This window comes from Leptolyngbya sp. FACHB-711 (assembly GCF_014695615.1).
GTDB lineage: Bacteria > Cyanobacteriota > Cyanobacteriia > Elainellales > Elainellaceae > Leptolyngbya_A.
Genome location: NZ_JACJOR010000518.1, coordinates 1 through 19202, shown reverse-complemented (window position 1 = coordinate 19202; position 19202 = coordinate 1). Strand labels below are relative to the sequence as shown.

At 52.9% G+C, this 19202-nt stretch carries 18 protein-coding genes; 7 read left to right on the top strand and 11 right to left on the bottom strand.

The window, feature by feature from the left end; genetic code table 11:
- The coding region (locus H6F80_RS25350; protein ID WP_206755113.1) for a Sll1247 family protein at window positions 1-1549 on the top strand (1549 nt) is incomplete at its 5' end.
- Here the strand turns inward: H6F80_RS25350 and H6F80_RS25345 are convergent.
- Window positions 1536-2735, bottom strand: a complete 1200-nt coding sequence (locus H6F80_RS25345) for a homocysteine biosynthesis protein (RefSeq protein ID WP_190794286.1) — start codon at window positions 2733-2735, stop codon at window positions 1536-1538. The two genes, H6F80_RS25350 and H6F80_RS25345, sit on opposite strands and share 14 nt — an antisense overlap.
- Window positions 2736-2766: 31 nt before the next feature.
- Entirely contained in the window at window positions 2767-2967 is a 201-nt protein-coding gene (locus H6F80_RS25340; RefSeq protein WP_190794285.1) for a hypothetical protein, read from the bottom strand.
- Between the two features lie 78 nt (window positions 2968-3045).
- Here H6F80_RS25340 and thrB point away from each other — a divergent pair, with 78 nt between their 5' ends.
- The gene (gene thrB, locus H6F80_RS25335) at window positions 3046-3972 is read left to right on the top strand and encodes a homoserine kinase (protein ID WP_190794284.1); all 927 of its coding nucleotides are present in this window, start codon (window positions 3046-3048) and stop codon (window positions 3970-3972) included.
- A gap of 196 nt (window positions 3973-4168) precedes the next feature.
- Here the strand turns inward: thrB and H6F80_RS25330 are convergent, their stop codons facing one another.
- Both H6F80_RS25330 and holA read right to left on the bottom strand, forming a co-directional pair.
- Entirely contained in the window at window positions 4169-4642 is a 474-nt protein-coding gene (locus H6F80_RS25330) for a DUF4168 domain-containing protein (RefSeq protein WP_190794283.1), read from the bottom strand.
- A 56-nt stretch (window positions 4643-4698) separates the two neighbouring features.
- Complete coding sequence (gene holA, locus H6F80_RS25325) at window positions 4699-5712, bottom strand: DNA polymerase III subunit delta (RefSeq protein ID WP_190794282.1); 1014 nt, start codon at window positions 5710-5712, stop codon at window positions 4699-4701.
- Window positions 5713-5796: 84 nt separating this feature from the next.
- On the opposite strand from holA, the gene H6F80_RS25320 reads away from it, so the two are divergent.
- Both H6F80_RS25320 and H6F80_RS25315 read left to right on the top strand, forming a co-directional pair.
- The gene (locus H6F80_RS25320) at window positions 5797-5958 is read left to right on the top strand and encodes a hypothetical protein (RefSeq protein ID WP_190794281.1); all 162 of its coding nucleotides are present in this window, start codon (window positions 5797-5799) and stop codon (window positions 5956-5958) included.
- Window position 5959: 1 nt separating this feature from the next.
- Window positions 5960-6748: a DUF1868 domain-containing protein gene (locus H6F80_RS25315; RefSeq protein WP_190794280.1), complete on the top strand. Its 789-nt coding sequence runs from the start codon at window positions 5960-5962 to the stop codon at window positions 6746-6748.
- A gap of 34 nt (window positions 6749-6782) precedes the next feature.
- On the opposite strand, the gene H6F80_RS25310 is transcribed toward H6F80_RS25315, so the two are convergent.
- From H6F80_RS25310 to topA, 3 genes are all read right to left on the bottom strand, one after another.
- Window positions 6783-7508 (bottom strand): glutamine amidotransferase-related protein, encoded by a 726-nt coding sequence (locus tag H6F80_RS25310; RefSeq protein ID WP_347277925.1) that lies wholly within the window; start codon window positions 7506-7508, stop codon window positions 6783-6785.
- 21 nt (window positions 7509-7529) lie between these two features.
- On the bottom strand, window positions 7530-8024 hold the full coding sequence (locus tag H6F80_RS30100; RefSeq protein WP_242067569.1) for a 4a-hydroxytetrahydrobiopterin dehydratase: 495 nt from the start codon (window positions 8022-8024) through the stop codon (window positions 7530-7532).
- Window positions 8025-8121: 97 nt separating this feature from the next.
- Window positions 8122-10881, bottom strand: a complete 2760-nt coding sequence (gene topA / locus H6F80_RS25300) for a type I DNA topoisomerase (protein WP_190794279.1) — start codon at window positions 10879-10881, stop codon at window positions 8122-8124.
- A gap of 478 nt (window positions 10882-11359) precedes the next feature.
- On the opposite strand from topA, the gene H6F80_RS25295 reads away from it, so the two are divergent.
- Window positions 11360-12940 (top strand): NAD(P)H-quinone oxidoreductase subunit N, encoded by a 1581-nt coding sequence (locus H6F80_RS25295; protein ID WP_190794278.1) that lies wholly within the window; start codon window positions 11360-11362, stop codon window positions 12938-12940.
- A gap of 440 nt (window positions 12941-13380) precedes the next feature.
- On the opposite strand, the gene H6F80_RS25290 is transcribed toward H6F80_RS25295, so the two are convergent.
- The 3 genes from H6F80_RS25290 to crtD all read right to left on the bottom strand — a co-directional run bounded on the left by H6F80_RS25290 (window position 13381) and on the right by crtD (window position 16181).
- The gene (locus H6F80_RS25290; RefSeq protein WP_242067568.1) at window positions 13381-13797 is read right to left on the bottom strand and encodes a hypothetical protein; all 417 of its coding nucleotides are present in this window, start codon (window positions 13795-13797) and stop codon (window positions 13381-13383) included.
- A gap of 579 nt (window positions 13798-14376) precedes the next feature.
- Window positions 14377-14601, bottom strand: a complete 225-nt coding sequence (locus H6F80_RS25285; RefSeq protein WP_199296823.1) for a Uma2 family endonuclease — start codon at window positions 14599-14601, stop codon at window positions 14377-14379.
- A 65-nt stretch (window positions 14602-14666) separates the two neighbouring features.
- Window positions 14667-16181 carry a C-3',4' desaturase CrtD gene (gene crtD, locus H6F80_RS25280; RefSeq protein ID WP_190794276.1) on the bottom strand — a complete coding sequence of 505 codons (1515 nt, stop codon included), beginning with the start codon at window positions 16179-16181 and terminating at the stop codon, window positions 14667-14669.
- Window positions 16182-16366: 185 nt separating this feature from the next.
- Here crtD and H6F80_RS25275 point away from each other — a divergent pair, with 185 nt between their 5' ends.
- Together H6F80_RS25275 and H6F80_RS25270 are read left to right on the top strand one after the other, a co-directional pair.
- Entirely contained in the window at window positions 16367-17818 is a 1452-nt protein-coding gene (locus H6F80_RS25275; protein WP_190794275.1) for a DICT sensory domain-containing protein, read from the top strand.
- A 73-nt stretch (window positions 17819-17891) separates the two neighbouring features.
- Window positions 17892-18533, top strand: a complete 642-nt coding sequence (locus H6F80_RS25270) for a pentapeptide repeat-containing protein (RefSeq protein ID WP_190794274.1) — start codon at window positions 17892-17894, stop codon at window positions 18531-18533.
- A gap of 69 nt (window positions 18534-18602) precedes the next feature.
- On the opposite strand, the gene H6F80_RS25265 is transcribed toward H6F80_RS25270, so the two are convergent.
- A complete protein-coding gene (locus tag H6F80_RS25265; RefSeq protein WP_190794273.1) occupies window positions 18603-18935 on the bottom strand; it encodes a hypothetical protein in 333 nt (110 codons plus the stop codon).
- Window positions 18936-19202: the final 267 nt, after the last annotated feature.

Here is a 19202-nt window from a genome sequence, read left to right as displayed (position 1 = left end):
CAGAGCATTTTATTTTCTGCAATTCCTGCGCTTGACTTCCATGATTGGAGAATCTTCTAATTCCCCGTTGGCTGCGGTTTCTGTTAGCCATCGCTCAGCATCGCCACACTCAGAAATATCTCGTTCTGAATCCTCGCATACGGTTCAGCAGGCACAGCAGATCGTTTATGACTATCTGCTAAACATTGTGAAGAGCTGGATGCCGGGTGATGTTCTAACCGAGTTTAAGCATCTTTTTATTCATCATTCCCAGGCAGCGAACACTGAAGTTTTAATCTGCCTGCATAAGATTATTTTTTTGAACGCTAAGCAGGAATTTTGCTATACGCTCAAGCGAGCGTGCTACATCTTGATTAATAACTGGGATGTGCGCCGTAATCATGAACTGATTCAACAGTTGATTGAACTCTTTTCTGATTCCATTCTCGATCGCCCCTCGATCTCACCAACGCTCAAGCGGCTGCACCAATGGCTGCGCGAGTTTGCCGCCAGTACCGATTTCCAGGAACTAAAGCTTTATGTAGAGCGATACGATCAGCAAAAACAAAATTGGACTCATCACTTTGCGTCTTACTTACTGGCTTCTCAATTTGCCAATCTGAATAACTCGATCGAACAGCGGCAGGCAGCCTGTAAACTCTCCAGACAGCTTCGAGAGCAGTTTAAGTTTGATCTGGCACGCTATACTGCGCTGTCGCAAAGTTCTATCAGTGTGCAAAGACTTAAAAATCCAACGGGATTAGGCGATCGAGTTCTGCATTTGATTAAGCGCATTGTGCTGCGACGTGGCTCTTTTAGTTACTCGAATATTGCCCGGATTTTTATTGGGCAAATTCAGGGTTTAAGCTATCAGGAATTCAAGCAAAGTTTGCTGGAGTATCTGACGTTTTCGCTCGATCATCCTCAGTTCGTACAAACCCTTCAGGAGCATCTTGCGGAAAAGCTGGTGCCGCTATACGGCGATCGCGATAATCAGCCTATTACCTCTGCGCTGCTTATGCGAACAGCGAATCGAATGATTGATTATTTGTTAACCGAAAACGGCGAAGAACCTTCTGCTCTGTTCATTCTGCTGCTGTCTAGGGGAAACGCGCTGCTGCTGGTGATTGTGCTGCTGAAAATTGTGCTGGTTTGTCGTTATGTTCGCGTTCACTTGGAAACTCGAATTGCTGAGATTATTCGATACTACAAGCAGTACCCAGAAGAAGAGTGCCGCCAGGTGATTGACTTCCTGGAAATTCTGCACATCACGCTCACAATTTATACCGAGAACGTACAGTATACTCTTGTGAATATGAACCAGGCCCAGCGTTATACCGGGCGTTATTCTGTGCCGCAGCCCAACTTGGAAACCTACCGCATTTTTTCGCAGATGTGCTCAACCCAGGCTCGGTTAAACCTAGTGCAAAGCAGCTTTTCCCAGGTCACAATGACTCCTGCCCAATCTGCTGAAGTAGGAACTGCTGGCTCAGTTGAAGTAGGAACTGCTGGCTCATCCAGTCATCCTGCGGTTTCGTCGTCTGCTGATCAGGAAATTACTCCAGTGTAAGCTGACTACCCCAGCGATCCTGCGCTAGAAACGCCCGATCCATCGGAATCGAGGCAACGGGTTCGGTCAGGGTGAATTGCCCAGAGGTAATCCACTGCTTTAGCTCCAGCGCGATCTGACGGGCAAGATAGAGGCTCGACAGCGAAGCCACCCGCACTGTTTTGCCGTCGATCGTAATTCGACCCGACTTAAGCTGGGCATAGCTGACCAATCCAAAGGTCGGACGTACCCGACGCGGAATCGAAAAATCCACCACGGGAACCACCAAATCCTGGTCGCGGACAGACGATCGCAAAACGACTTCCTCATTTAGCACAGGCAGCGGAATTCCCACCCCCAGCATCAGCGAAGGACCATAGCCACGAAAGTAGCAGCCGCGCACCCACTGGGACTGCATTTGCTTGGCATCGCCGATCAGGGCAAGAGTTGCACCGGGTCCAACCGGAGTATGATTCGGCAATCGTTTTTGCAGCGGAAAATGCTGGGTTCCTTCCCACGCCACATAGCCCACACCGCCCCCCAGAAAGATGCGTGTCCCAATGCCCACCACCTGCAAATCGGGATCGTTCATGAGCGGCGACATTGCGCCCGGATTGGAGTACACCGCATTGCCCAGGTGGGGCTGAAGCGGTCCCAGATAGGTGTAGAGCGGTCGATCGCCTCCATTGACGCCCACAATGAAATTTTGATAGGCATTGCGCGGGTTGAAGAGATAGAACTGGTTGATCGTGTCGCGGGTAATCGTCGTTTCAAACGAAGCCCGTGAATAACAGTCCGTTGATTGACCGCTTGCCCGCAGATGGACTGCCTTACCCGCAATCAAATCGGCAATTACATGACCGCCGCCCCGCTCTCGTTGCTCATCTCCGTCTGGTCCATCACTTTTGCCCGGGAATTCGGTCATCTGCGTCGCGCCCAGGTATAAATCGACTGCGCCAAATCCGGCGTATGCCGCGACCCCATCCAGCCAGCACTGACGAATTTTGATCGGCGGATCGGTCTGTCCCAGATTCAAAATCGCGCCGGAGGACTCCATCGGCTCAAATGCACCTGTAGTGATCACATCGACCTGTTTAGTCGCCTGGGTCACGCCAATTTCCTGCACCCGTGCTTTTAGTTCCTCCGCCGTCCAGACGATCGCTTTCCCAGCTTGAATCTTGTCGTTGATTTCTGCGATCGATCGCATTCTAAATTCCTCTTAGGGTTGCCTTTTGCGATTATTCCTGGACTTTTTTCGATCGCCAAGCCAGCAGCCCCGCCATCAGGATCGAGGGACTCAGCACGAGAGCTAGGGCAAGGCTAGACGTTTCTGGAATCTTTTCCAGGAAAGGCAAGAATTTGATGGCGATCGAAATTGCTGCCGACAGTAGCCCGATTTTGAGCAAAACGCTGAGTGAGTCGTTCAGAGAGCCATTCATGCCAGGGATTCCTTTCGGGCGGGGTACGGGGAATAGTAAACTGATTCTGCCTGATTGCTGACTATCTTCATTTTGCTCATGGCTGTTTCAACTGTGACGGTTACGGTTCCTGCAACGACTGCGAATCTGGGTCCCGGCTTTGACTGCATCGGGGCAGCATTCACGCTTTACAATCGGTTTCAGTTTACTGCTTTGCCGGACACAGAATCGCCGCTTACGATCGCAGCCACCGGACTCGAAGCTGATCGCGTTGCCACAGACGATCGCAATCTCGCCTATCACGCCTTTGAGCATTTTTATCAAACCTTAGGCAAAACCCCGCCTCCGCTGCATCTGGCGATCGATCTTCAGGTTCCACTGGCGCGAGGGTTAGGCAGCTCTGCCACCGCGATCGTAGGTGGACTGGTCGGCGCAAATGCCCTTGCCGGATCGCCCCTGTCTCGCGAACAGATCATGAAGCTGGCGATCGAACTGGAAGGACATCCCGATAACGTTGTGCCTGCTTTGCTAGGTGGCTGTCGGCTTGCGGCAACTCAGCTAGACGGCGGCTGGGCAATTTGTGAAGTTGGGTGGCATCAAGACATTGTGCCGATCGTTGCCATTCCTGATTTTGAGCTGTCTACCGCGGAAGCGCGGCGCGTGTTGCCTGCTCAATATAGCCGTCAGGATGCGATTTTTAATATTGCCCATCTGGGCTTGCTGATTCGGGCATTAGAAAGCGGGCGATCGGATTGGCTCCAGACCGCCCTTCAAGACAAGATTCATCAGCCCTATCGTCAATCCCTGATTCACGGTTACTCCTCGGTTGAGGAAGCGGTGATAGCGGCGGGAGCGGATGGATTAGTGATTAGCGGAGCCGGACCCACCTTGCTGGCACTGACTCGCCCCGATCGCGCTGCTGCGGTCGAATCTGCGTTAACCCAAGCCTGGACAGCCGCCGGAGTCACCGTGCAAACCCAGCGGGTGCAGATTGACACCCAGGGGGCGACGATCGCTTTTCCTTAAGAACGTGGATTTACCTTAAGAGCATGGATTTAAGCGTCGATTTAAGAGATCTGCTGTAAGAATCGAAAATTCCCCCTTGATCCCCTAACCCCTGCTTCCACCAGAGGCAAAGGGGAGCCGAAGCTGCAATCAGAGCGTGAGTTGAATTCAAACTCCCTCGCCCTTCCTGAGAGAGGAATTTAGGGTGGGGGTTTCCCTACTGAAGCTGTAGGATTGCCTGCTGGATCCGCTCTGCCAGAGTCGGATCATTCTCGTGGGCAGCGGTGATTTGATTAAAGCGGGTAATGCTCAACTGGTTTCGATCGGCGATCTGAATTGCGCTATTGCAAAATTCGATCGCGTTCTGGCGAATGCCGGAATCGAGTTCTTGCAGGCTGCTAGGGACATCGCAGCGAATCGCGGGCACATAGCCGACCCGATTTTTGATCGTGTTGTAGGTGCTTTGCCGCAGGGGTTCAATCGACAGCACCGCACGGGCATAGCGTTGAATTTCGTCGCTGCTGACCGATTGCGCCTGGGCACTGCTGCTAAAGCTCAGAGACGCCGTAGGCGCGTGGTAGCTGGGAACCCAGCCCACTAGCACACCCACAGCCGAAGCTGTCGCAATTAAACCAAATTGCAATTGGCGATTCCATTTCAGACGAGACAAGGGACGTAGCGCGGAGATCATAGTTAACGGTTACTAAAGTCGTAACGATTCAGGTATTCTGAATGCCTTGAATTATTTTAGGGGCGAGATGTTCCAGGCTGATGCTGCCGGACAAACAGTTGGCACAGTTCAATCACTTTTGTTTGAAGCACTGCCATTGGATCGCCGCCCTGGCTTTTAAGGCTAAACTCTAGCTCCAGCAGCAGCGGCAACGTTTGTCTCAGGCTATCCAGGGGAAGCGATCGCACTTCCTGCTTCAGAAAATAAATCCGCTTCGGATTACTCACTTCTGCCATTCGAGCAATTTCGCGATCGTCACGTTCACCCGACTCCACCATCAGCTTGATCCACAGCCAGGTGCGAAACTGTCCTACCAGCGTGGACACAATGCGAAGCGGTGGCTCGTTTTGCTTAAACAGGTCAGCCACCAGGGTCAGGGCTTTTCCCGTATCTCCCTGCTGAATTGCGCTGGCAAGCTGGAGGCTATTTTGCGTGTAGTTGGTGACGAGGCTGGCAACGATCGCTTCATCCAGGGGTTCCGACTGAGATTTGCTATGGAGCGACAGTTTCTCTAGCTCTAGATACAGCTGCCGCGACTGATTGCCTACCGAGTCTGCTAAAAGCTGCACCGCATCACGGGTTAACTTCACGCCCATTTCCTGAGCCGATCGCCGCACCTGCTCGATGATCTGGTCGGTCTTCCAGGGGGGAATCAAGGCAAACTCGCGGATTTCGGCGTATTTTTGCAGCAGTTTGGTCGATTTAATCCGTCCGTCAGGTTTACTGCTGGAGGTTAGTAGGAGTACGTTAGTATCTGGAATCGCCGGAAGCGTTCGGTCAAGCTCGCTCAGAAGTTCCTCAGAACATCGCTGAGCCAGAGAAGTCTCAACTAGCCAAACGAGTCTGCTGCCCGTCCCAAAGGGTGCAGTCATCACTTGATTGAGTGCTTGGGTAATGCCATCGCTTTGTTCGGGGGGAATCTTGTCATAGTTAAAGCTTGCCCAGTCGGGGTCAAGGGTGCGATCGCGCAACGCTTCCACTGCCCGATTTAAGGCAAAATCATCATCGCCCCAGTAAAAGTAAATTGGCATGAATGCGACCTCGACTGCGTGATCCCCGCCCTCCATTTTGGAGCAGATTCCCGGTAGAGTAGGGAAAGTATTAGATGAACCTTTTTGTTTACCATTCTCGATCGAGGATTGGGATTAGATTTCAGAAAGCAGGTTTCAAACCTTCTGGATCACTCCTGGATCGCGGTGAAGCAGTTTCCCCTGTGGGACGATCGCCCATCCTATCGAGGATACCGATTCCTATCAGTTAAGCGCGAGGCAAGTTAGCTTGGACGATACCTATCAGATTTATATCAATCGAGTGGCACGCCTGACCCTGCCAGAGGTTTTCCAGTCGCAGGTGCAGCATATTCAGCCGTCTCCTAAGTTTGTTCGTCAGCCCGATGGCACAATCCACCCCGCTCCGTTTCCGGGCTATACGATTATTTCTCCGCCCTGGGAAGACGACCCGCAAAATGAGTCGTTTTACAATGTTCTGCGCGATTATCAGCAGCGATCGGCTCAAACCCTGGAACCTGGGCTGCTGCTCCCGGTGCCGCCGGAGAGCTTCCATTTCACCCTGGCAGATTTAATTTGGGCAAGTGCCTACCACCATGCGATCGAAGACCCTGCCTTTGAGCCGCAGCTTCACGAGCGAGTTGGGCAAAGCTTTGATAAATGCCGCTTTTTGATGGAGGCACAGCAGCCGATTCGCTGGCAGGTCATGGGCTTATTCCTCAGAACTCGCGCTTTGGGCGTGTGTCTTGCGCCTCGCGATGAAGAGTCCTATGAGCGGGTGATTGAACTGCGTCGGACAATTTATCAAAATCCCGACGTGATCGCGCTGGGTATTGAGCAGCAGTACAATTTCACGGCGCACATCACGCTAGGATACTTCGGCGAAGCGGCAGCCACCACCGATCGCGATCGGCTTGCTCAGCAGCTCATCGACTTGAACCAGTACTGGTACGATATTGACGCGCCTCAGGAAATCAGCGTGCGGCGAGCAGACCTGCGAAAGTTTGACGATATGACGCGCTATTATCGGCAGCCGGATTGGGCAATGCTGGAATTTTGATGAGGAGATGAAGGGATGAGGAGACGGGGTAAGGTTATGCGCCTAACGCTAACTCTTCGTCCTGGAGCCAGTGGCGCAGAAATTGTCTCAGCCATCGCTCGACGGCAGCTCCGTGGCGATCGAATCCGGCAATGTGCTGTTCGTAGGGCTGTGCGCCGGGGAGGACAAGCTGTTCGCCTGCCTTAGAAACCCACAGGTCGATCATCGATCGCGTAATTTCGGGATGGAACTGCACTCCGTAAGCGTTTTCTCCATAGCGATAAGCCTGATTTTTGAAGGTTTCGCCTGTTGCCAGCAGTTCTGCTCCGTTGGGTAGCTCGAAGCCTTCTCTGTGCCAGTGGTAGACGTGGGTAAGCCCAATCAAGGGGTTTGGTTCGCTCGGGCCTTGCCTGGTTAAAACGGGCTGGATCGGCATAAAGCCAATTTCGCGCATCTCTTCGACGTGGGGAGCAACCTTTGCCCCTAACACTCTGGCAAGCATCTGTGCGCCTAGACAAATTCCAAGATAGGGCTTGCCAGAATCGAGGGCGACCGAAATCCAGTCCAGTTCGGTACGGATAAAGGGCAGCGTTTCATCGTCGTTCGCACTCATTGGACCGCCAAAGATAATAGCTCCAGCATGGTGATCCATCGTTTGTGGAAGTGTGTCACCAACTGCCGGACAGCGAATATCTAGCTCATACCCCATCTGTCGTAGCACTTGTTCAACCAGGCCGGGGTCAGAGGTTTCCTGGTGAACAACGACGAGTATTTTTTCCACGCTGATTCTCGTTGAGGGAATTTAGCCTGCCAGTTCACTCATTCTGCGGGCAAGCTGGATATCTTTCATCGTAATGCCGCCTGCATCGTGGGTCGTGAGGTCAACCGTAACGCGATTGTAGACATTAAACCACTCTGGATGATGCCCGATCGCTTCGGCAACCAGGGCAACGCTCGACATAAAGCCAAACGCCTCAACAAACGAAGGAAACTGAAACTGGCGATGCAGCTTACCGTTTTCGATCTGCCAGCCGGGAAGTTCACGCAGCATAGCATCGAGATCTTGAGGAGACAGCAGCGAAGTAGACATAGAAGTAGACATCGGCGAAGGGTCCTCAGCTTCAGCAAGCTGATGCACAGTGGGTTCAGAGGTTTGGGCAAGGCTTGAGGCAAAGGACTTCCCCGTGAGGAGTAATCGCGCCTCAAAGACGTGACCGAATACGCCCAAAATCAATAAAGCCAATGCTAGCGCAAGGGCAATTTGTCGGGAAAGCGATCGTCTTAGCCAGGTTTGCAACCGTCGGCTCCTAAGCTTTTGCAAGGGCAATCCCAAATTGTAGCCTGAGCGATGCTTGAACTCACGATCCTTCACCGTTTCAAGGCGCAAACTCCTGCTAGGACGAAGCCTTAGACTTTGCACTAGATTTCGTGGTTTTCGCTGCTGACTTTGTCGTTTTCTTGGCGGCAGTTTTAGTGCTGGTCGTCTTGGTCGTCTTTTTGGCTTTGGTCGTTTTGCTCTCTTCTGGGTCGCTTTCTGCCGACTTGCTGGTCGATTTGCGGGTCGAAGCCTTACTGGTCGTGGACTTGGTAGTCGATCGCCCTTTCTTCTTCGTGCCTGCCTTTTCCGTAAGAGCCTGCACCGCTTTGTCGAGCGTCAGCCCTTCGACGGTTTCGCCTTCGGGCAGCGAAGCATTGACCTTGCCGTGCTTCACATAGGGGCCATAGGGACCGCTATAGATATTTACAGGTTCGCCGTCTTCAGGGTGTGCGCCCAGTTCGCGAATTGGCTTGGCAGATTTGCTGCGTCCCCGTCCGGCTTTGGGTTCAGAGAGCAGTTGTAGGGCACGATCGAGGGTAATGGTCAGCACGTTGTCGTCGCCTTTAAGCGATCGATAGTCCTTGCCTTCTTTGCCCTGATCATGCACTACATAAGGACCAAACCGCCCCAGGTTTGCCTGAATCTTGCCGCCTGTCTCCGCGTGAACTCCGAGCGTGCGCGGCAGAGCCAGCAGCCCCACAGCAGTTTCTAGCGTCATTTGCTGCGGATTCATGCCTTTGGGCAGCGATGCCCGCTTTGGCTTTGGATTGGCTTCGCTTTCGTCACCGAGCTGGACGTAGTGACCGTAGGGACCAATTCGTAGATAAATCGGTTCGCCCGTTTCGGGATGAAAGCCCACCTTATCTGGACCTTCAGTTTTCTGGCGCAGCAGCACTTCCACCTGCTCCGGGTCGAGATCGGCAGGGGTCAGGTCTTGCGGAATCGAAGCTTTTACGGCTCCCTCATCACCATCGACTTCCAGATAGGCCCCGTATTTGCCGATGCGAACTTTTGCTTCCAGCCCCTCTAAATCTAGGGTGCGGGCTTCGGTGGGGTCAATCTGGCTCTCTCGCTGCTTCACCTGGTTTTCTAAGCCCTGCTCGCCCCGGTAGAACTGTTGTAGATAGGGCAACCACTGCGCTTCTCCAGTCGAGATTTCGTCCAGAGTCTGCTCCATTCGTGCCGTAAAGCTAGTATCAACCAGATCAGGGAAATGCTTTTCCAGCAGTCCGGTCACGGCGAAGGCGGTGAAGGTGGGAATCAAGGCATTATTCACCATCTGGGCATAGCCCCGATCGATAATCGTGCCAATAATGCTGGCATAGGTACTTGGACGCCCAATGCCTTCACTTTCCAGCGTTTTCACCAGCGAAGCTTCTGTGAACCGTGCGGGAGGCTGGGTCTCATGCCCGATCGCCTCTAGATCCTGACAGTTAGGACGATCGCCCGTTCGCAGTGAAGGCAGGATCACCTCTTGGCTTTCGATCGCTGCATCCGGGTCGTCTGATCCCTCCACGTAGGCGCGGAAGAATCCAGGAAAAACAATTCGCTTGCCTGTCGCCCGAAATCCGGCATCCTCAACCTGAAGCTGCACCGTAATGTTGAGCTGCTGTACTTCTGCCATCTGGGTGGCGACCGTCCGCTTCCAGATCAGGTCATAAAGCTGAAGCTCTCGCCCAGAAAGTCCGGTTTCCTGGGGCGTGCGGAAGGTGCTGCCTGCGGGACGGATGGCTTCGTGTGCCTCCTGTGCGCCCTTGCTTTTGGTGGAATAACGGCGCGGCTCTGGGCTGAGGTATTCTTTGCCGTACATCTGCTCCACACAGCTTCGGGCAGCAACGATCGCCTGCTGCGATAGGTTCACCGAGTCCGTTCGCATGTACGTAATGTAGCCCTGCTCGTAGAGGCTCTGAGCTACGCGCATGGTGTCACGGGCAGAGAGCTTCAGCTTGCGGTTTGATTCCTGTTGCAGGGTGGAAGTCGTGAAGGGTGGAGACGGCTTGCGGGTAGAAGCGCGTTCCTCCAGATTGGTGACTTGCCACGGCTGAGACTGAAGACGATCGACGAGCGATCGAGCTTCGGCTTCTTCTAGTAATAAAACGTTACGTCCAGCAATAATTTGTCCGCTGTTTTCGTCAAAGTCGCTGCCGTTGGCGATCCGGGTTCCGCGCAAGCTGACCAATCGCGCTTCGAACGGCGTATTGTCCTTGCTAAGGGTGGATTTCAGATCCCAGTAGGAGCCTTTGCGGAAGGCGCGACGCTGCCGTTCCCGTTTTACCAGTAACCGCACAGCAACGGATTGAACCCGACCTGCCGATAAGCCCCAGGCAATTTTTTTCCAGAGCAGGGGTGAAAGGGTGTATCCCACGAGGCGATCGAGGATGCGGCGGGTTTCCTGTGCCCGAACAAGCTGTTCATCGACGGTGCGGCAGTTTTTCAGAGCTTCCTGGATTGCCTCTTCAGTAATTTCGTGGAAGACCATCCGTTTGATCGGAACCTTGGGCTGAAGCACCTGGAGCAAATGCCAGCTAATGCTTTCACCTTCTCGGTCTTCGTCAGTTGCTAGGACAAGTTCGTCGGCGTTTTTTAGCGCATCTTTGAGTGCCTTGACGACTTTCTTTTTATCCTGGGGAATCACGTAGAGCGGTTCAAAGTTCCCATCTACATTCACACCAATCTTCGCCCACTCTTCGGATTTGACCGTTTCTGGAATCTCTTTCGCAGTCTGAGGCAGATCGCGAACGTGCCCCATCGATGCCTCGACCTGATAGCCGCGAGGCAGGAAGCCGCGGATCGTCTTTGCTTTAGTGGGAGATTCAACAATAACCAGGGTTGACATGGCAACAATTGCTCTTCCAGGGAGTGTGATGCGGGTGAACAGGGGGCGGCGAACCTATCTGGAATCCTAAAATAACGTTCTTCTGGGAAGACTGCCAACGGTGCGAAGGACGGTTTGCCGAAGTCCGACTGGGGAGAAACTGCGCTGGAACGGGCAATACGAGGCGGTTTTTCCTACGAGGTAATCGGGCATTAGTGCATCATCCTAACAACATCTTGAGCAGATTCGCCTCTCCTTATCATTAATATCAGCAGAATCAGGGGTTAAACCTGCCGATTTCCTCATCATGACATCGGGAACGTTCAACCTCTACACGATATGATCCACTATGAAGGATTGTTTAAGATTCTCGGAGGCATCAGTCCGGTTCGATCACCCTCGGTTCGATTCACGATTAGAGGGAACTGCCCCGTATCGACTGGCGTTCTCTGCTCTCACTGATCCTTCTTGTTGATTCTCCGCAGACAGCCAGAATCCTATGGACTTTGCCAATCTTGCCTCCCAGCTTAATGCTGGCACCATTCTTCCAGAAGGAATCGTGATTATTACGCTGATGGTCGTCCTGCTCGGCGACATCATTGGCGGACGATCCGCGACCCGCTGGACTCCCTACTTCGCGATCGGCGGACTCTTGAGTGCGATCGTGGCTCTTTTTTACCAGTGGGATATCGCTAGCCCGATCGCCTTTCTTGGATCATTTAACTCCGATGCCCTCAGTATTGTGTTTCGCGGAATTATCGCCCTTTCGGCTGCGGTGACAATCCTGATTACGGTGCGCTATATCGAGCAGTCGGGCACGCCCCTGGGCGAGTTTTTGGTGATTCTGCTGACCGCAACCGTAGGTGGGATGCTGTTGTCTGGCTCTGATGAGCTGATCATGATCTACGTTGCGCTAGAAACCCTCAGTATCTCTTCCTATCTGCTGACGGGCTACATGAAGCGTGACCCGCGATCTAACGAAGCTGCCCTCAAGTATTTGCTAATCGGCGCGACCAGTTCTGCCATCTTCCTGTACGGCGTTTCGCTGCTCTATGGACTGTCGGGTGGTCAAACTCGCCTCACGGCTATCACAGCAAACGTGGTTGGCGGCGAACAGTCGCTCGGTATTGTGATCGCACTGGTGTTTGTGATCGCCGGAATTGCGTTCAAAATCGCGGCTGTGCCCTTCCACCAGTGGACGCCTGACGTTTACGAAGGTTCTCCGACTCCTGTCGTAGCGTTCCTGTCGGTTGGTTCCAAGGCGGCTGGATTTGCCCTAGCGATTCGCCTGCTAGTAACTGCCTTCCCTGCTGTGTCGGAGCAGTGGCACTTTGTGATGGCAGCCCTGGCGATTCTCAGTATGGTACTGGGCAATGTGGTTGCGCTGGCGCAGTCGAGCATGAAGCGGATGCTGGCCTATTCGTCGATCGCCCAGGCAGGCTTTGTCATGATCGGTCTGATTGTTGGTACGGATGCAGGCTATTCCAGCATGATCTTCTACCTGATGGTCTACCTGTTCATGAACCTGGGCGGCTTTGCCTGCGTGATTCTCTTCACCCTCAGAACGGGAACCGACGAAATCAGCGAATACAGCGGTCTGTATCAGAAAGACCCGCTGCTCACGCTTTGCCTCAGCCTGTGTCTCTTGTCTCTGGGCGGTATTCCGCCGTTAGCAGGCTTTTTCGGGAAGGTCTACCTGTTTTGGGCAGGCTGGCAGGCTGGAGCTTATGGACTGGTGCTCATCGGTCTGCTAACCAGCGTTATCTCGATTTATTACTACATCCGTGTGGTGAAAATGATGGTGGTGAAAGAGCCGGAGGAAATGTCCGACGCGGTGAAAAACTACCCCGAAATTCGCTGGAATCTGCCGGGAATGCGTCCGCTTCAGGTTGGCTTGATCGTCTGTCTGGTGTTTACGGCGATCGGCGGCATCCTCTCCAATCCGCTCTTTGGTCTGGCAGACAGCTCGGTTACCCGCACGCCGCTGCTTCAACCCGCAGGTTTAGCTCAAGAGCAGCCTACCCCGGTTGGAATCCAGGATGTTGCTGAAGTGATTGTTCCGCAAATTGAGAAGCTCTAGGCAGTCACACCAGATGTCAGTTTGAATATTGAAGACGAAGGACACAGGGGTTGTGTCCTTTTTTTCGTTGTGGGAATTGGGAAGGATGGCTGTATTTACCTACCTCTCCTTCTAAAGACCGACATTCACAAAATAGCAATTTTTGTCATATCAGAAACAAATTTTAGAATTTGGCACTCTACCCTGGAGATATCCTGCAACCAGGGAGATCGATTATGGGCTGGTTTGTCAGGTTGAAGTACGCCGATTAGATTCGATGAGAAGCGGCATGGTGGAGTTTTACACGCCGCAGTCCAGACGAAGGCAACGACTGGAAAAACCGAGCGAGCCATGCTCAGAGTCTTGCGTCCTGCTGCAAAAAGTAATGAGGGGGAGCACAGTCCCCCTGTTCATGACATCGTTTGGTTCATGACATCGTTTAGTTAGAACGACGCTGCCAATTACACCATTCCAGGTCCTCTGCCGCGTTTGTCGCCCTCAATCGTCAAATCTCCAGCACTGTCTTCATTCACTTCTGCTCGTTCTTCAGCCTGTTCAGCCTCTCTTGCTTCTTCAGCCTGACGTGCATCGCCTGGGACTTCGTAGTACATCTCTGGCTCGATCGCGTAGTTGTTCAGCAATCCTTCTTTATCAACGGTGTAGCCGTCTGTGGTGTGGATGCTCTGTGCGTCAGTCTGCTCATTGGTGAGGGCAGTGGCTTCCTGTTCTTCAGTGGGATGAGTCTTAAACCGATCGCCTTCTCGCTCCATGCGGGCACCCGTTTCAGCAGGAGTAATATGGGGGTCGTAGGCGTTATCAGCAGCGCGATCGGCAGAATCGGAAGCAGTGTGCTTGGTGTTATCACGTTCTTTATTCATGGCTTTGCTACTCATTTTGAAAATGCTTGTCAAAAATTCGTTTACGCCATAAGAGTAGCCCGCTGGTAACAACGAATACACTCTCCCTGTAGGGGAATTAAGTTGAATTCAAACGAATTTTGGCTCTGTCAAAAGACGGAAGAAAGTCTGGACAATGAAAAAATTCCGCGATCTTGTCGTGATGGAAGACCCATTCCTTTTGAGCTTCGCATTTGGCATCTTTCCGCTAGCGGCTGATCACCATGCGATATTTCTTGTCTTCCATGCACCGTAGCTCGTTATAGAACTTGTCTGCAGGCAAATTCTGAGTTCAAAAAGCGATCGTTTCTGTTTTGCAGTGCAACTTCTAGGATTGGAAAGACAAGTTTTGAGTTGAAAGGGATAACTTTTGGGTTTAGAGGGCGAGCAGATTTCTTGTCCCTTTGAGCAAGCGTGGAGCAAGAATTCAGCGCAAGAGATGGTCCGAGAGTTACGCAATCAGGCTTAAAGGAATTTCAAAGTTCCCCAGTATTGGGGAATTCAGGGGACACTGCGGGAGGCTTACGACTGCGTCAAATCTCTCCTTAAAAATCCCACTCCTCAAATAGTTCGGAAACAGGCATTGAAAAGCCAGGAACGATGCTTGTGCTGCCGAACATGAATCGCTAAGAGACCACCCAGAAATGAGCTAATGCCTCCATGCTCCATTCCAAAATTGCCCATATCCGCTAGCTGCCCGTTAACCAATTCATAGCGATGCCCATCCTGGGACAATGCCATGAATTCCTCATCCGTCCAGACCTTGTTCTCGGTGGAGATTGTCATCACCCAAGCCTCCTGAGATCTTGCCGGATTGCTGTCTTTAGTGTGGCACGCCCTCACGCGCTCACTTACCTTTTCACTTCCTGCTCAACCTGCCGCATCACGGTCAACGCTGAATAACTTACCCCTGCTGTGCCCTCACCAGGATGGGTCGAGTCTCCCACGAGCCAGAGTGATCGAATTGGAGTGCGCGTCGCAAACCCAAACGGACCAAAGGTGGGAATGCGTTGACCAATGCCGCCGACAATGCCTTTGCTGCGTCCGGTGTAGTGGGCAAAGGTGCGGGGCGTAGCGGCTTCCTGATGCACGATTGTCTCCGGCGTGAGCTGGAAATATTGGGAAAGGCGGGAAAGCGCCTGGTCGGTGTACTGCTGTTTGAGCTGCTGATAGTCTTCGATCGAGCAGTCCCACCAGCGTTTAGGGTCGGTAAACGAAGAGGCAATGATTGTGGCATGACCTTCTGGAGCTCGGCCGTCTCCCGGCTTGCTGACGGACACAAAGAACGAGTTGTTTTCGGCGATCGGTCCCGCGTAGTCGTAAAGAAACTGAAGGTGGGGCGGACAGTTGGCAGGCAGCGCGTCCTGCTTTACGCCCAAATAGATAACAAAAGCGCTAGAGGCAGGCGGCAGTTTTGTAATGCGATTTCGATAGCCTTGGGGAACCGCATTGCCCAAAAGCTTCACCAGATTCTGTACTGTGACATTTGCCACTACCTGGTCGGCGGATTCTGTCCAGACTTCTCCCGTTTTCTGGCTGCGAATTTGCACCGCTTTCACCTGCTTGCCTTCGGTCAAAATCCGCTCAACAGTATGCCGCATCAGGAGCCGACCGCCATCCCGCTCTAGGGATTCGACGAGTCGATCGCTCAATGCCTGCATACTGCCCTGAAGGTGAAACAGTCCATGCGGCTCTTGAGACACTGCCAGCGCGGTTGCGGCATAAAGCAACGCTGTTTCGTCTGCGCTCACCTGGGAATAAAGCTTAAGCTGCATATCGAGAAAGGTCTTCAGGCGGTAATCATGCCCCAGCCCATACCAGCGCAACACCTGACCGACTGTAGAGAAGGTATGAGGCAAGGTCAGCAGGGTATCGGGGCGAACGGCTTGAACGAGCTGCCCAATATCCCACAGATCGCGCGGCGGCAGCACTGGATCGCGAGACTGAAACGCCCAGCTATAGCGAAACAAATCCGCCATCAGTTGCCAAAAGGGTTCGCTGCCGGGAAACTGCTTTTGTCGTTCTGCCTGCCATTGCTGCGGGTCACGCCAGACGTTGATTGGTTGCGTTTCACCAGGAAGGTACACGGCACAGGCAGGGTCGCACTCGGTTGCCGCCGGGGGTTCAATTCCTAACTCCTGAAAAATTCGGTGGTGAACGCCGCCCGGTTCCAGCCCTGCGACCTGGGTTGCGCCCACATCAAAGGTAAAGCCGCGCCGCTTAAACGTAGAGGCACAGCCCCCGGGGACGATCGCCTGATCCAGCACCAGAACGGAATAGCCGCGATGAGCTAGCAAGGCGCCTGCGGTCAGCCCCCCAATTCCTGCCCCAATCACGACCACGCGCCGACCGTGTTTCCTTGTCATAAATTCTGCAAATTCCTAATGGCGTGTTACATTACTTAATATCCTTATCATATCGCTTGTTTGCAGACTGAAAGGAACCTGGACGAGATGAGGAAAGCAATCTGGATTTATCTCTGACTGATCTCCTTGAAGAAGCAAAATCATTTGCGATGATAGAGATGAGAAGTTTTGCTTAAGTTGCCGCAATGCTGCAAGGTTCCATTCTGCAAAAGCTGGGTGACGCGCACCGATCGAGTTTCCCTGAAAAGCGACCGCTTAATTTTGGGGTGTATTACAAAAACACGCTGGTCGCCCTTTGTCATGCGCTGGAGGATGCCATTCTATCGGCAGACTACCAGCCCCTGATGATCACGGCATTTCAACGCGGCAAGTGGTATCTCCAAGAAGCCGATCGCTATGGTGACATTGCCGATCGATCGCGTCAGGTCGTGATTTTAGCCGGGGCAGATGCAGGCTTTACCGACCATCCCACCAGTCATAAGGCGAACGTAGATCTGGTTACGCTTGATCCGACCGATGCTGTAGCGCAGGAGTGGCACTTAATTATCGTGTCGCCCAATTACACTGCAATGGTGCTGTGTCAGGAGCTTTCTGACGAAGATTACGGAACGGCAGGTAGACCGCAGGCAGACTTGGAGCGCAAGTTTTACGGACTCTGGACGTTTGAACCTAGCCTGGTACAGGAAACCGCAGCCCTGGCGATCGACCACGTAGGACGCTATAACCCCGCCCTTCAGCAGCAGCTTCAAACCCATCTGGCGGAGTTGATCGATCGATCGCAGCACCATGATGCACTGTGTCATACGCCGACTGCCGATCATCTGGGCGATATTGTGATGCGGGTGATCGAGTATCTGGAAGAGAGCCAGCAAACCGTCACGACTGACCCCCAACCCCATGCTTTGGTAAGCAATCTCACCTCCAACGAACTTCAGGCACTGCTGCGAATCGCTCAGTTGATTGACCAGACTGACCTGAGTAATCCTAATGCCGCTGCCGAAGTGGCAACGCTGGCAGAAGCAATGGGTCAGCTTTTGGACCTTCCTGCCTGGCAGCTTCATCGTTTGCGGTTGGCGGGTTTGCTGCATCGGATTGCGTTTCTTCAGCCGATCGAAACGGTACTCAGTGCACAAGGTTCTGGTCAAGCGACTCATGCCGCCACACCCCTGACCAGTCCGATTATTCCGGGTGTCAAAGTGCTGCGGAAAATGCAGCGGCTCAAGGCAATTTCGACCATCCTCACCCATCAAACCGAGTGCTGGAATGGCTCTGGTCGTCCTTCGGGGCTAGCAGGCGATGAGATTCCAGTGGAGTCGCGAATTCTGGGGCTGATTGCTGACTTTCAGCAAAAATCGGCGCAGGCGCGATCGAGCGGTACTCCCGATGCCGAAGCTGCTTTGCAGGCATACCAATCCTGTCAGCAGGGTGCAAATGAGCAGTGGGACCCGAAGCTGGTTGAGGCTCTGGGTCTGTTGGTAAGCGCGATGCAGCAGGGCATAAGTTTACCCGTTGCGCTGCCCAAAATTGCTGCTGGACTGTGGCTGCTGGATTCTCACTCCTCGGAAGAATTGCTGTCTTATGGTTCTGAGCCAGAGGGGAGTGAATCAGAAGAGACGATCTCCAAAACAGGCTCCTAAAAATTCCTACTATCCCTTTGCTGGAAGCATTCGTTGTTAGATGCAGTTCAGTTATCACCAAGGACAGGAAACGATGGATATTGAAGCAATTCGCGCAGGAAAAGTGAAGCGGCTCACAGGTGCAGATCTCGAAGACGAAGACCTGTCAAAAGTAAACTTGAGCCGAGTGAATTTGGCAGGAGCCACGCTCAATGGAGCCGATCTGAGGGCAACGACGCTCAACGGAGCCAATTTGGACGGTGCGAGCTTGATGGGCTGCTGTCTGGTTGGGGCGGATTTAAGAGCGAATCTCGTTGGGGCAAACCTGATGCAGGCAGACCTGTCGGAGGCAGACCTGCGAGGCGCAAATTTGCGTGGGGCGAATCTAATGCAGTCCCGACTGGCACAAACCACGCTGGCAGGCGCATTTCTGAGTGGCGCAAATTTGATGGGCGTTAGCTTGCAGGGTGTTGATTTGCGTGGGGCAGACCTGCGTGGGGCAAACTTCAATAGCGCAAATTTGGCAGGGGCAAACCTGGCACAGGCAGACCTTCAAGGTGCGATGCTAACCGGAGCAAACCTGGAAGAGGCAGATCTGCGGGACGCAAATTTAGCCGGAGCGAATCTGAGCGGGGCAAACCTGCTTTGTGCAGATCTAGAAGGCGCAAATCTTCAGGGAACGACGCTAACGAGTGCCTGTGTTAAAGGAACGGTTCTCGATCGCGCCGAAGCCTGATTGCCGTTTTATCCAATCCTTTGTTTTACTCGACTTGCTCAACTGACTTCGCTTCCTGAGATAAGCTTCCTAGGACAGTTGCCCGTAGGTTAGCATGCCAGTGCCGGAGTCTAAATCGGTTGAGGTGTGCGTAATTTGCTCGAGTGCCATCTCGAAGTCGAGTTCGGGCGGCAGGGTCTTGAGCAGCGTCGTGAGGGCGCGGGATACGTCGCGAAATGCCTCAGCCTGTTCATTGAGTGATTCATCGCTCGATTCAGTAGAATCCGATTCAGCGGCGATCGTCTCTGTGCTGTCAGCGCGGTTGTCTACGAGTTCTCGCAAGGCTTCCAGCGTGGAAATTAATCCATACTCCCGGATGAGAGCGTTGAGATCTAATTCGAGGTCATCTGTGGTTTCTATCATGAGCTTTTGTGGTGAGGGGTATGCAGAGTGAGCGGGGGTGTTAAGTGAGCCAATTAGCCTGATCGAGTTCAGACAGTCTCAGGTTCTGATTCAAGTTCTGATTCAAGGTTTGATTATTGATAACGCTACGATGACCAGGAAGCGTCTCGCGTTGATCTTGAGAGGGATTCCCATAGGATGCGAAGCAGGATTTTTGAGCAGAACGAATTCCAGCGTTGCTGAATAGAAATATGAAGAACCCAATTGAGCTTCTGCATCGCCCCCTAA

Excerpts from the sequence above, each read along its gene's own strand:
- H6F80_RS25290 (WP_242067568.1), bottom strand. The coding sequence starts at position 13,797 with ATGAATAAAGAACGTGATAACACCAAGCACACTGCTTCCGATTCTGCC.
- holA (WP_190794282.1), bottom strand. The coding sequence starts at position 5,712 with ATGCCAATTTACTTTTACTGGGGCGATGATGATTTTGCCTTAAATCGG.
- H6F80_RS25285 (WP_199296823.1), bottom strand. The coding sequence starts at position 14,601 with ATGACAATCTCCACCGAGAACAAGGTCTGGACGGATGAGGAATTCATG.
- topA (WP_190794279.1), bottom strand. The coding sequence starts at position 10,881 with ATGTCAACCCTGGTTATTGTTGAATCTCCCACTAAAGCAAAGACGATC.
- thrB (WP_190794284.1), top strand. The coding sequence starts at position 3,046 with ATGGCTGTTTCAACTGTGACGGTTACGGTTCCTGCAACGACTGCGAAT.
- H6F80_RS25340 (WP_190794285.1), bottom strand. The coding sequence starts at position 2,967 with ATGAATGGCTCTCTGAACGACTCACTCAGCGTTTTGCTCAAAATCGGG.
- H6F80_RS25275 (WP_190794275.1), top strand. The coding sequence starts at position 16,367 with ATGCTGCAAGGTTCCATTCTGCAAAAGCTGGGTGACGCGCACCGATCG.
- H6F80_RS25330 (WP_190794283.1), bottom strand. The coding sequence starts at position 4,642 with ATGATCTCCGCGCTACGTCCCTTGTCTCGTCTGAAATGGAATCGCCAA.
- H6F80_RS25265 (WP_190794273.1), bottom strand. The coding sequence starts at position 18,935 with ATGATAGAAACCACAGATGACCTCGAATTAGATCTCAACGCTCTCATC.
- H6F80_RS25345 (WP_190794286.1), bottom strand. The coding sequence starts at position 2,735 with ATGCGATCGATCGCAGAAATCAACGACAAGATTCAAGCTGGGAAAGCG.
- H6F80_RS25270 (WP_190794274.1), top strand. The coding sequence starts at position 17,892 with ATGGATATTGAAGCAATTCGCGCAGGAAAAGTGAAGCGGCTCACAGGT.
- H6F80_RS25295 (WP_190794278.1), top strand. The coding sequence starts at position 11,360 with ATGGACTTTGCCAATCTTGCCTCCCAGCTTAATGCTGGCACCATTCTT.
- crtD (WP_190794276.1), bottom strand. The coding sequence starts at position 16,181 with ATGACAAGGAAACACGGTCGGCGCGTGGTCGTGATTGGGGCAGGAATT.